Genomic DNA, 11,843 nt, shown 5'->3' with positions numbered 1-11,843 from the left:
TCGCAATGTCCGACGGGCAGACGCAAGCCGTCTCACCGTATAAGCGGATCATTTTGAAGGTTTCGGGAGAGGCGTTCACGCAGGACGGACGCCGCGGAATCACGATGGCGTCCGTCGTGTCTCTTGCCGAGCAGACGGCTCGCGCCGCCCGCTTGGGGGCCAAGATCGCCATCGTCTTGGGTGGCGGAAACATTCTGCGGGGTGCGCAGTTCACTGCCGGAAACTCGTCGGTCCAGGAGCGGACCGCCCATTACATGGGCATGTTGGCGACGGTTATGAACGGCCTCGCATTGCAAGATGCCCTCGAATCGCTCGGATGCGATACGCGGTTGGCCTCGTCGATTCGCATCGAAGCCGTCGCCGAACCGTATGTGGTTCGGCGGGTCTTGCGACATTGGGAAAAAGGGCGGATCGTGATCCTGTCCGCCGGAACGGGGCGTCCCTTCGTGACGACCGACACGGCCGCCGCCCAGGCCGCTCAGGAACTGGGGGCCGACATCGTGATGAAGGCCACCCGTGTCGACGGTGTGTACAGCGACGACCCCGAAAAGAATCCTCATGCCGTCCTTTACAGTGAACTGTCGTACGACGACGTCATTCATCAAAAGTTGCGCGTGATGGATCCCGAGGCGGTCACCAAATGTGCCCAGTCGAAGTTGCCGATCTTGGTGTTCAACTTCCAGAAAGAAGGCAATATCGAGCGGGCGGTTCGCGGCGAGCGGCTGGGCACGCTCATTCGGGAACCGCAGGAGTAGGTACGCTGCGGGGAGGAGCCCGACGGCCGGTGATACACCCTTCGTGAGGAGAATCTTCCGCCATGACCGAAGATGAAATCTTGCTGACCGTCGAAGAGAAAATGGAAAAGGCCGTGGCTGTTCTGAAGCAGTCGCTGGCCGGTATTCGGACTGGTCGTGCCAACCCCGGCCTGGTCGAATCGCTGAAAGTCGAGGCGTACGGCTCTCCGACGCCGCTTAAGCAACTCGCGACGGTCGGAGCGCCCGAGCCGCAAACGATCGTCATTCGGCCGTTCGACCCGGGAACGCTCAAGGACATCGAAAAAGCGATACAGTCGAGCGAATTGGGCTTCAATCCACAGAACGACGGTCGCGTCATTCGGATCAACGTTCCTCCATTGTCGAACGAAGTACGCCAGAAGATGGTCCGTCGGATCAAGGACCTTTGTGAGGAAGCGAAGTTGGCGATCCGCAATATTCGGCGCGAGGGAAACAAGGCCGCCGATGCCGCCGAAAAAGCCAAGGAGTTGTCGGAGGACGATCGGGACCGTATCAAAGAACGGATTCAAGAGCTTACCAAGCAATACGAGGAAAAGGCCAACGAAGCGGCCAAAGCCCGGGAAAAGGAAGTCCTCGAAGACTGAAGCCGCGCCGGCGACCGGTTACTTGTCTTCGCGCAGGACGTACAGGTAAAAGAAGTCATCAAAGAACACGCCCGACGTCGTTTTTGACGCCGGGCGTTTCGTATTTCAAAGAGCGTTCTGAAAAGAAGCTGGGTGTCTTACTCGGGCAGCGTTTCCGGTTTGTATTCGTGGTCTCGTTTACGCAAGACCTTGGCTTCGAGAATCTTGTCGGGCTCGACGTCCGTATCACGCTGCGGATCTCGCGGTTGCAGCTTGTCGACGACGTCCATCCCCTTGATGACTCGGCCGAATACGGTGTGTTTTCCGTTGAGATGGCCCGTTGGCATGTAGGTAATGAAGAACTGCGAGCCGTTGGTATCGGGCTGGCCGGTATTCGCCATGCTCAGGCTTCCGCGGAAATGGAGTCTTGCGCCGGGCTGATCGTATTCATCGCGGATGCGATATCCCGGACCGCCCGTCCCGTCGCCTCTCGGATCACCGCCTTGAGCCATGAAGCCGGGGATCACGCGATGGAACGCGACGCCGTCGTAAAATCCCTTTTCGACCAACGAGATGAAATTCGCCACGGTATTGGGGGCTTGATCCTCGAACAGCTCGACGACGATTTCTCCTTTGGTCGTTTTCAACAGCACACGAGGAAGATCGTCGGCTTCGGCCTCGGCTTTTCGAAGCTCTTGTTCCTTGGCCCACGCCTTCTTGTAAAACTCGAGGCTGTTGTAGTAGTAGTCGGCTTCCTGATCTTGGATCCCCGAATCGCGTACCACTTTCAGATATTCTGCACACTTGTCCCACTCTTCCAACGCAAAGGCCGCTTTGGCCATCGCAATGTAGATTGCCGCGATGTGCACGTTGTGGTCGAGTAGCTTTTGGCCCAACGTCATGGCCTCTTGATAGCGACCGTTTTCGGCCCGGTAGTTGCAAATCTCGCACAAGAACGGGATCAGTTGGCCGCCGCCGTTCGGGTTCTCGTCGAACGCCTCTTCGGCGGCTTCGAACAACTTGGGCATCATGTCGTCGGTTTGGGCGATGAGCGACTCATATTCCTGCCGCAATTGAGCCCGTTTGACCGCCCCGGCGCTTTGGTACTCCAGCCGAATGTCCCGTACTCGGTCCAGCAATTCCGTCCACGATTTGTACATGCTTTCGAATTCTCGCAGTTTAGGGCCGACTTCAGTCTGTGCAGATGCGTTGCCGTCTTCGGCCCAAATTGCATCATGCCCCAGCGGCATTGCGATAAGCGCAGCGGCCGCAAGGCAAATGCCCAACTTCCCAACAACCGACGCGGGACGACTGGAAACGACACGACGTACCGGCAAGAATGAAGTCATCACAAACTATCCATCCGGAAAGAGGTCGGCCTTGAAGCCTCGCCGCAGCCCGATTGCAGGTGACGCTTCACAAGCCGTTGTTCCAACAATACACGCCGGGAAACGAAATCCCGGCTTGGACGAACGATAAACCCTTCATCTTAAGCATATTGACGGACGACGCAACAAGGCAAGCGTTTCGGCCGGCCTTGCGAGCGGTCCTCCGGTACCGCGACGGTCGATCGTGAACCGGTTGTTATTCGTTGCCGGCAAGTCGATCTTGCCCAAATATCGAGCCGACCACGGTAAGGCAATATATCGGATGACGCGACGACGACATGGCGAACTGCGGCGGAACAGTAAACGACCAGCGAAGGCTGGGAAGCGACCCGAAACGGTCGCCCCGGTCGGATTGCGGATCGTCGCCGGTCGGTTTCGCGGCCGGAAGCTCGCCTACAGCGGGGATCGTCGTGTGCGGCCCATGAAACAACGAGTCCGCGAGTCGTTGTTCAGCATCCTCGGCGGATCGCTGGAGGGATTCCAGGCCGTCGATTTGTTCGCGGGAACGGGGGCGTTGGCACTGGAATCGCTCAGCCGTGGGGCAAAACGGGCGGTTCTGGTCGAGCTGCATCGTCCGACGGCCGCCTGCTTACAAAAAAATATCACCGCCCTTGGGGTCGAGGCGGAAACGCGACTGATTGTCGGTGATGCGTTCAAACGGCAAGATGTTTGGTCGTACCTCGATGAAGGGCCGTGGGTCGTCTTCTGTTGTCCTCCCTATGAGCTGTTTCACTCGCGCCGTAACGAGATGATCCAACTGATCGAGGGGATCATCAAGCGTTTGCCGGCCGAAAGCGCGCTGGTAGTCGAGTCGGATGTCACGTTTCCGGCGTCGGCCTTACCCCAGGCCGAAAAATGGGACGTGCGACGATATCCTCCAGCCCAACTGGCGTTTTATTTCACCGACTCTGAAATCGAATCGGTCACCGGATCGTAGTTGCCGCCAAAATTGTAAAAAGAGAACGACGATGGACGTTCGGAACATCGACGAGATCGATCCGTTCATCACGAAGGACGGTTCCGAGATTCGCGAGTTGTTGGCCTATCGAAATTCGTGCATTCGGAACCAATCATTGGCTGAAGCGCGATTGCCGCCCGGCGGTGCCACCCAAGGACATCATCACGTCCGCACCGAGGAGATCTATTACATCCTCGAAGGCCGCGGGCGCATGCAATTGGGGAAGGAGACGCGCGATGTGCGGCCGGGAGATGCAATCGCCATCCCGCCGGGGGCCTATCATCGAATCGAGAACGTCGGAGATCGCCCGTTGGTCTTCCTCTGCTGCTGCGCCCCGTGTTACGAACATGACGACACAGTCACGGATGAAAAATAGCCATTGTTGGGGGGGTGTCTTTTCTGGATAGGGGTTTTTGGCCGTCTCCTTCGGCATAATCCGGCGTTTTGAGCCGTAGATCGGGTCCCTTCGGCGAATTCGGCGCGACTAGTCTCATATGCCTCTGCCGAATTTCCGATTCAAACCGATACCACGGACCATCTCGTGCGCCGATATGGCTTTGCCTGGATTGTGCAAATTTCCTCTCTTTTCGGCGTGCGGTCGCCGGTTCGCGGGTGGTGAGAACCGTGCCGATTTGTAACCCAACGGCGAAGCCGGACGTTCGTGCGGCAAGGGGGACGAGTATATGCAAAGGGAACGACGCGAGCCGACCTGGCCGTTCCTGGTGATTTTGGCATGTCTTTTCGTGCTGAGTGCCACGGCACCGCGCGCGTGGCGATCCGTCGAGCGGCAAGCCCCGCCGCATCTGCGCGGCGAGGTGGTGCAGCGTGTGCCCGAGCCGGTGCATGAAGAACCGGTTGCCCCGGCAACAGTGAGCCCGAAAGAGGCTCCCCGAATCGCCTCACCGCAGGATCCGCACGACGGCTTGACCTACGTTGCCCCTCGTCCGCGGGTGGGCGCCGACGCCGAATCGGCGCTGCTGAGTGAAATTGAAACAATGGTAGCACCTCCGGTCGAGTCGATGCCACCGCTGGACATCGCCGAAACCGAGACCGAACAGACACCGGCCGTCGATATCAACATTCCTTCGCAGCTGGAGGAAACTCCGGAAGATGCGTTCGATGTCGACATCGTGGAGCAACCGCCGATCGAATTGGGGCCTCGGCCGGAGATGAGGCCGTCGATTCCCGAGCCGCGTCCGGTCCCGCACGCACGATGGTCCTCCCCTGTTGCGCTGTTGCGCGACCTGGTCCCGTTCAAGGATGATCCGGTTGCCGGGGAGTGGGCGCGCGAAGTCACCGGGTTGTTGGAAGAACTCGGCCCGGCGATGGTCATGCACTCCGACGACTTGCCGGTCGTCCTCGACCGCCTGGTGGAATTGTCGGATCAGTCGGCCGTGATTCAGAATCGGCTGCGCGGTGACGACTTGTATGCGATGCAGTTCCGGCAGGTACGATACGCGTTGATTCGGCGCGTGAATCTGTATTGGAATATCGTCCAGTGCGGTGGGCTGACGGCCGTCGTCGGCGAACCCGACGCGGGATCGTGGAATCGGCTGAGCGCCGCCGTGCACCAGCTCGATCGCTTTCTAGGCGATCGTCCCCATGCCGATACGTGGCGAGGGTTCTTCCAGTTGCAACGGCTTCGTGACGCCGCGCGGCGTGAAGGAACGGAGCCTGCCGATGAAGTCGTCCGCGAAGTGGCGACCCAAGTGTGGCATACCCTTCATGCGGCGCGTTTGAGCGAAGACCAGCTTCGTTTCTTCGCACAACCGCCGATTGCCGCATTCTTGGATGAATTGTCGGCATGGCAGTCCGAGCCGATGTCGCTGGAGCAAGTGCTGGCACAGTTGGAACGCTACGAAAAGGCGGCATTACCGGCCGATGCCCGCGACGTGGCGCTGTTGCGTCGCCGTTTGCGATCGTCTGAGAACGTGAACGAGCGGATGTTGGGTGAGAATTTGGCCGTGTTGTATGACAACGCGAACCTCCGGGTCGTCGTGAGTTCCGATTTGCTCAACCGGATGGCGCCCCCGCGCGATCCGGAGCACGAATGCGTTCACGACACGATATTGGGTAAACCGGTACACGGCGAAAGCGTCACGGAGACCAAAGTGGCGTTCCGCATGATTCCGGATCCGAACAAAGCCCGGTTGGCATTGGTGATCGAAGGCGACGTCTTCTCACAAACGCAATCCGAAAGCGGGCCGGCCGTGTTGTACAACGATAGTTACGCCCACTACACGGCTGAAAAAGCCCTCGACGTCACCCCGCAGGGGATCACGACGTATCCGGCAGTCGTCGAGGTGGAGAACAAGACGGAATTGCGCGACGTCGAAACGCCGTTGGACCCCATTCCGATCTTGGGGAGTCTGGCGGAGGAAATCGCCCGCGATGAAGTCGCCAAGCGGTACTACGCCATGACGCAGGAAGTTCGAATGAAGGTGGCCGCCAAGGCGAAAAACCGTATCGACACCGAGGCCGACGCGCGCTTGGGTGAACTGAACGAACGATTCCAAAGCGGCGTGTTGCAGCCGTTGGCCGGGTTGTCTCTCGGTCCCGAGTGGTTGGCAAGTTACACGACCGACAGTCGGATGGTATTGCGTTGGCGATTGGGCGGGCCCGACCAACTGGGCGGACATACGTTGCGCCCCTGGGCACCGGCCGACAGTCTCGCCAGTTGCCAAATCCATCAGTCGGCGATCAACAATTTCATCGCCCGGCTGAGTCTCGAAGGAACCGATTACCGGCTGCCCGAGTTGCAACAGCGGTTGCGGGATCACCTCAACTTGCCCATCGAGGAGGATCCCGAAGCCGATGCGCACAGTGACGTGTTCATTCGCTTTGCCGAACGGAATGCGGCCTACGTCGAGATGGACGACGGCCGCTTGGGAATCGTTCTTTCCATCGACGAGTTACGACGCGCCCCATACCAATGGCGTGATTTCCAGGTTCGTGCGTATTACCGACCGCACATCGAAGGGAACCGCATCGAGCTGGAACGTGACGGCGTCGTGCAGTTGGCGGGAAAGCTCGATCTGAAATCCCAGATCGCTCTCCGCGGTGTGTTCAGTAAGACGTTTTCGAAGAACAAGCCGTGGGACATCACCCCGAAGTTTCTCGAAGAACGCCCCGGCCTGGAACGCATCGCCGTGACGCAATTCCAGATCGACGACGGTTGGATCGGTATTGCCTTGGGGCCGAAGATCGAAGGTCGCAAGCCGCTGATCGTCAGCCGTGAATCGAGCATCACGCGCTGATCGGTGGGCGTGTCACGAGGTATAACGGGAAACACTCAAAGTCGAAATCGTGAGAAAAGGGGCCGACGCCGTTCAATGAAGCGTCGGCCCGTGGACTTTTGAGCGAGTCCGTCGGCAAATCGATTCGCTCGGCGAATCGTGTATTTGCTCAGCCGAGAGCGAATTTGCGCAGGTCGCCTTCGACCGCCTCGAGCAGCGCGGCGGCTTCCTTGCGTGCGGCAGGTACCTCGGCAAATGTGCCCGGCGCGGCGTAGGCGAACATGTAGAATTTGATCTTCGGTTCGGTTCCCGAAGGCCGAACGGCGACGTAGTTGCCTTCCCGTTCCAATTCCAGGATGACAAGGTTGCCTTTTCTCGCGGCGTCCATCGCCCAAGCCAGATCATCGTCGTGTTCGACAACCGGTTGCTGGAGATCGCGGACGGCGGCGACTTTCAGACCGCCGAGCGATTCCGGCGGGGCCGTCCGAAACCGCTTCATGACCTCGTCCATCATTTGCTTGCCCTGCGAACCGGGCATCTTGACCGAAATCGTTTTTTCGGCATGCACACCATATTTGGCGAACAGGCGCTCCAATCGCATGTGCAAGGTTTCGCCCGCCGCTTTGCACTGAGCCGCCAATTCGGCCAACAGCATCGACGCGACGCCGGCATCCTTGTCGCGGGCATGATCGCCCACCAAAAAGCCGTACGATTCTTCGGCCCCGAGCACGAACTTTTCGGTGCCTTCGCTTTCCATCACGCCGCCGATCCACTTGAACCCGACCATCAAGTCGTCGATCACTCGGACGCCGTACGCGCGGGCGATCCGACCGATTAGTTTCGAGGTGACGATTGTTTCGACGACGTAATGTTCCGGCGTCAACTCGCCTTTGTTTTGCAAGTCACCGAGCAGATAGTCGGTCAGTAACGCTCCGATCTGGTTGCCGGTGAGAACGTCCCAGGTGGTCTTGTCGTCGAAGGCGACGGGTGCCGCGCAGCCGACGCGGTCGCAGTCGGGATCGGTCGCCAAGATGAGATCGGCGCCGACTTCCTTTGCGCGTTCCACGATCGCATCGAACACGGCAGGATTTTCAGGGTTGGCGACGTGATCAGGAACATTGGGAAAATCGCCGTTCGGTTCTGCGTGCGGCCCGAAGACCTCGACGTCTTTGAAACCTGCGGCTTCCAGGGCAGGCAACACCGCCGTCGCTCCCACGCCGTGAAGCGGCGAGTAAAGAATCTTCAAGTCTCGTGGACCGGGACGGCTTTGCGAAGCCACCGCCTGACGATATGCCGCATCCACCTCGTCTTGGCACACGATTACTTTGCCTGCGGCGACCGCCTCGTCGAACGGCAGCCGGGATACGTCCTGCACCTGCATGACGCGATCGATCATCCGCTTGTCGTGCGGCGGCAACACTTGTCCCCCGGTCGACCAATACACCTTGACGGCGTTGTCGCTGGGGGGATTGTGGCTGGCGGTCACCATGATGCCGCAGTCGCATTTCTTGTACCGCACGGCAAACGAAAGTTCCGGCGTGCTGCGGTGTCCGTCGAGGAAGTAAACCGTAAACCCGGCTGCGGCCATGATGCCGGCGCACAGTTCGGCGAACTCGCGCGAGCGGTGTCGTGTGTCGTATGCAATTGCACAAGACCACGGGCCTTCGGGTTTGACGCTTTTCACGTAATCGGCCACGCCCTGGGCGCTTTCGCCGATCGTGCGGTCGTTGATGGCGTTCGTGCCGACCGGAAACATGCGACCTCGTCGACCGCCTGTGCCGAACGGAATAACTTGCCAAAAGGCTTCGTCGAGTTCCTGCCAGGCATTTTCTGCGATCAGGCGAACGACCTCGGGCGCGTAATCGGCGTAGCGATCTTCGGTCAGCCAGGTTTCGATGTTCTTGGCGGCGGAGGCCGTAATCTTGCCTGCTTCGGCCGCTTGTTTGACTTGTTCCAATGCCGTTTGTCGATCGAGTTCCGTCATGGTTTGCATCCTCGCTTCTTCGCCCTTGGCAAATATTCGCGAATCGCGCAAGCTGTAACCAACCGGGCCGACCTCGGCAATGCCGGGGCGACCGACCGCGTCATGCGCGCCGTCGATTCGGCAGGTCTGGTTCCTTCGCAGCGCCGGTTCATCGTACGCCGTTTGTTGCTTTACGTTGCCGGAACCGGCCGATCCCTTGCAAGGAATTGTGTGGTTCAACGCAAGTCCATGCAAGGACGAGACTTAACGCGATGCCAATTGTACGGTAGGCGGTGCCCGGTCACAAGGGACCGGTAACCGGCACGACGATCTTTCTCCGCCCATTCGAAAGGTAGTGGTAAGCATGGCAGAACCGATCATCAGCGTTTCGGGGTTGCGCGGTATCGTTGGAGAAACGTTGACGCCCGAGGTCGTCGTTCGTTATACCGCGGCCTTCGCCGCGTTGGCACCCTCCGGAACGCTATTGGTCAGTCGCGACGGCCGCGCCGGAGGCGACATGATTCGATCGCTGGTCATCGGTTCGCTACAGGCTGCCGGACGCCGGGTCGTCGATGTGGGGATCGCGGCAACACCGACGGTGGGGGTGCTGGTGCGGGAGTGCGAAGCCGCCGGTGCCGTCCAGATTACCGCCAGCCACAATCCGCCCGAATACAACGGCTTGAAGCTTTTCTCGCCGGAAGGTCGCGTCATCCCCAAGGGGCCGGGAGAAAGTGTTCTGAAATGGTATCGCGAGCGCAAGCCGGTGTGGTCCCGGTATTCCGAGCTGGGGCAGGCGTCGCGGCTGACCGACAACATTTCGGCGCACCTCGATGCGGTATTGGCTACCGTCGATGTCGAGCGGATTCGGCAACGACATTTTCACGTGGTGCTCGATTCGAACCACGGCGCCGGCAGCATTCTTGGTGTGGCCTTGCTCGAGGAATTGGGATGCCGCGTCGTCCCGGTTGGAGACATTCCTGACGGGGCGTTCGAACATCCCCCGGAGCCGATCGCCGAAAATCTTGTCTCCATTACGTCGATCGTTCGTGAGGTCGGGGCGGACCTCGGGTTTTGTCAGGATCCCGACGCCGATCGATTGGCCGTCATCGATGCCGAGGGCAACTACTTGGGCGAAGAGTATACGCTCGCCATCTGTGTCGATCACGTCTTGAAACGCCGCAAGGGACCGATCGTAGCCAATTGTGCGACCAGCCGTATGTCGGCCGATACGGCCGCGAAATACGGCGTGCCGTTCTATCGTTCGGCGGTAGGCGAAGCGAACGTCGTCGATTCGATGTTGGCAAATCACGCCGTTTTCGGCGGTGAAGGCAACGGCGGACCGATCGATCCCGAGGTGGGGCTTGTCCGCGACAGCTTCGTCGGCATGGCGCAGATCTTGGACGCGATGGCCGCCGAAGACGCGACCGTCGCCGCATTGGCCGCCCGGTTGCCGAAATATTCGATCGTCAAAGAAAAATACCCCTTGAAAGGGGCAAAGTTGGAACGCGTCTTCGCCACGCTCCGCGCGAAGTTTCCCGAAGCACAATGCGACGATCAGGACGGCCTACGGCTCGACTGGCCTGATCGTTGGCTGCTGGTGCGCCCGAGCAACACCGAACCAATCGTGCGGGCGATTGCCGAGGCTGAGGACGCAGCGCACGCCAAAACCTTGTGCGAGGCGGCCGCCGAAGCGATTCGGCAGTCGGTCGAGTGATGCGGGAACAAAATTTGGGGCGAAAGCGAATGGATTCGCTCCGCCCTCATTGGCCATTTCCCCATCGCGGGGTGCGGCTAGAATCCGCGGCGATAACTGCGGCGAACGCGGATCGCGTGGAGACGTCGAACGGTATTGCCGTAGATGTGTCCCGGCCGATTCGGCCGCTCCAACAGCGGCATGCTGCGGATCATCTCACGGTACTGCGCGCGGCTCATCGCCGACGCATTCGCGGTAGGAAGCAAGCAAGCCAGGACGAACAGAGCCAATACACCAATCATCCAGCGTTTCATGAGTCGAGTCCTCCCCAAATGCGTTTCCAGGCTCTTGGCATGTTGGAGTGGGGTTGCAAGGAAAGGCAAAAAGGAAAGTATGGGGTTATGTGCGGGGTTAGGGAAGGTGCGGCAAGCCGAAAAAATATACGTCACAAAGTAACGACTTGCGCGGCCATGGGGATAAATTAGACGGCAATTTCGGCCGGATCCGACGCAGGATTTGCCGATCCTGCCGAATGTATTGGTTCTCATGGAAATACGGGGCGGCACGCCGCAAGATCTGGCTGGGGCATGTAATCTTCTTTTCTCCTAAGAGTTGCGACGCGGCACCTGCGTTACACGATTTGTCCTGTGCGGGGAACATTTCGTACGGCACGGGGATTGCACCCTATAGTGGCGGCCTGTCATGACAGGACGAGTGGGAATCCCGATTGGTGTTGCAAGGAGGCGTGCCGTGGAAGTTCAAAATGCCTTGGTCAAAGCGCTGGCGTCCCAACTCGGAGGTGAGGTGACCCGGACGCAAGGGACGGCCGCCGAAAAAGAATCACAGACCACAACGGCAAGTGAGGCGATTCTCGAAGCCGTCGGCACCCGGCAAGATGAGCTGTACGAGATCCTGCAAAAGTACGATATCACGCACATCACGCCCCGGGAAGTTGCCCGCATGCTGGACGATCTGCACACCGCGGGTATCATCGACGACGCCCAATTCAAGCAGCTCAGCGGGATTCTTCAAGATCTCCAAAAGGCGGATATCGAGCCGGACGAGGCTGTCGATCTGCTGCGGTTCTATCAGCAGCGAATGAAACGGCTGGCCATGTTCCAAGAGATGGGCATGACGGACAACGATTTACCGTCGGCCGACGACATGCAGGCTCGCTTGGAATGGCTGGAAAAGTACGAAGCCGCGCGAACCGGCATCCCCGAAGGGTTCGACGCCTTGGTCTGATAC

The 11,843-nt window shown here is 59.4% G+C and carries 10 protein-coding genes; 7 read left to right on the top strand and 3 right to left on the bottom strand.

Going from position 1 to position 11,843, the window contains the following annotated elements:
* The first annotated feature begins 5 nt into the window (after positions 1-5).
* Both pyrH and frr read left to right on the top strand, forming a co-directional pair.
* Complete coding sequence (gene pyrH, locus ACYQ2I_RS14245; RefSeq protein WP_460167690.1) at positions 6-755, top strand: UMP kinase; 750 nt, start codon at positions 6-8, stop codon at positions 753-755.
* 62 nt (positions 756-817) lie between these two features.
* Complete coding sequence (gene frr, locus ACYQ2I_RS14240; RefSeq protein WP_460167689.1) at positions 818-1,378, top strand: ribosome recycling factor; 561 nt, start codon at positions 818-820, stop codon at positions 1,376-1,378.
* Between the two features lie 137 nt (positions 1,379-1,515).
* Here frr and ACYQ2I_RS14235 read toward each other — a convergent pair whose 3' ends face one another.
* A complete protein-coding gene (locus ACYQ2I_RS14235) occupies positions 1,516-2,706 on the bottom strand; it encodes a peptidylprolyl isomerase (protein WP_460167688.1) in 1,191 nt (396 codons plus the stop codon).
* Positions 2,707-3,007: 301 nt separating this feature from the next.
* Between ACYQ2I_RS14235 and ACYQ2I_RS14230 the strand changes: the two genes are divergently transcribed.
* From ACYQ2I_RS14230 to ACYQ2I_RS14220, 3 genes are all read left to right on the top strand, one after another.
* On the top strand, positions 3,008-3,682 hold the full coding sequence (locus tag ACYQ2I_RS14230; protein ID WP_460167687.1) for an RsmD family RNA methyltransferase: 675 nt from the start codon (positions 3,008-3,010) through the stop codon (positions 3,680-3,682).
* Between the two features lie 31 nt (positions 3,683-3,713).
* Entirely contained in the window at positions 3,714-4,079 is a 366-nt protein-coding gene (locus tag ACYQ2I_RS14225) for a cupin domain-containing protein (RefSeq protein ID WP_460167686.1), read from the top strand.
* A gap of 307 nt (positions 4,080-4,386) precedes the next feature.
* Positions 4,387-6,960 (top strand): hypothetical protein, encoded by a 2,574-nt coding sequence (locus ACYQ2I_RS14220; RefSeq protein ID WP_460167685.1) that lies wholly within the window; start codon positions 4,387-4,389, stop codon positions 6,958-6,960.
* 148 nt (positions 6,961-7,108) lie between these two features.
* Here the strand turns inward: ACYQ2I_RS14220 and ACYQ2I_RS14215 are convergent, their stop codons facing one another.
* A complete protein-coding gene (locus ACYQ2I_RS14215) occupies positions 7,109-8,923 on the bottom strand; it encodes a phospho-sugar mutase (protein WP_460167684.1) in 1,815 nt (604 codons plus the stop codon).
* A 343-nt stretch (positions 8,924-9,266) separates the two neighbouring features.
* On the opposite strand from ACYQ2I_RS14215, the gene glmM reads away from it, so the two are divergent.
* A complete protein-coding gene (gene glmM / locus ACYQ2I_RS14210) occupies positions 9,267-10,616 on the top strand; it encodes a phosphoglucosamine mutase (protein WP_460167683.1) in 1,350 nt (449 codons plus the stop codon).
* Positions 10,617-10,693: 77 nt separating this feature from the next.
* Here glmM and ACYQ2I_RS14205 read toward each other — a convergent pair whose 3' ends face one another.
* Positions 10,694-10,909 carry a hypothetical protein gene (locus tag ACYQ2I_RS14205; protein ID WP_460167682.1) on the bottom strand — a complete coding sequence of 72 codons (216 nt, stop codon included), beginning with the start codon at positions 10,907-10,909 and terminating at the stop codon, positions 10,694-10,696.
* A gap of 436 nt (positions 10,910-11,345) precedes the next feature.
* Here ACYQ2I_RS14205 and ACYQ2I_RS14200 point away from each other — a divergent pair, with 436 nt between their 5' ends.
* Complete coding sequence (locus ACYQ2I_RS14200) at positions 11,346-11,840, top strand: hypothetical protein (RefSeq protein ID WP_460167681.1); 495 nt, start codon at positions 11,346-11,348, stop codon at positions 11,838-11,840.
* Positions 11,841-11,843 lie beyond the last annotated feature (3 nt).

The organism is Thermostilla marina, from assembly GCF_054657455.1.
This window is presented reverse-complemented; position numbering and strand designations above follow the sequence as displayed.

Bases quoted from the DNA above. Each gene is read 5' to 3' on its own strand.
- ACYQ2I_RS14215 (WP_460167684.1), bottom strand. From the start codon at position 8,923: ATGACGGAACTCGATCGACAAACGGCATTGGAACAAGTCAAACAAGCG.
- frr (WP_460167689.1), top strand. From the start codon at position 818: ATGACCGAAGATGAAATCTTGCTGACCGTCGAAGAGAAAATGGAAAAG.
- ACYQ2I_RS14205 (WP_460167682.1), bottom strand. From the start codon at position 10,909: ATGAAACGCTGGATGATTGGTGTATTGGCTCTGTTCGTCCTGGCTTGC.
- ACYQ2I_RS14225 (WP_460167686.1), top strand. From the start codon at position 3,714: ATGGACGTTCGGAACATCGACGAGATCGATCCGTTCATCACGAAGGAC.
- ACYQ2I_RS14230 (WP_460167687.1), top strand. From the start codon at position 3,008: ATGACGCGACGACGACATGGCGAACTGCGGCGGAACAGTAAACGACCA.
- pyrH (WP_460167690.1), top strand. From the start codon at position 6: ATGTCCGACGGGCAGACGCAAGCCGTCTCACCGTATAAGCGGATCATT.
- ACYQ2I_RS14235 (WP_460167688.1), bottom strand. From the start codon at position 2,706: ATGACTTCATTCTTGCCGGTACGTCGTGTCGTTTCCAGTCGTCCCGCG.
- ACYQ2I_RS14220 (WP_460167685.1), top strand. From the start codon at position 4,387: ATGCAAAGGGAACGACGCGAGCCGACCTGGCCGTTCCTGGTGATTTTG.
- glmM (WP_460167683.1), top strand. From the start codon at position 9,267: ATGGCAGAACCGATCATCAGCGTTTCGGGGTTGCGCGGTATCGTTGGA.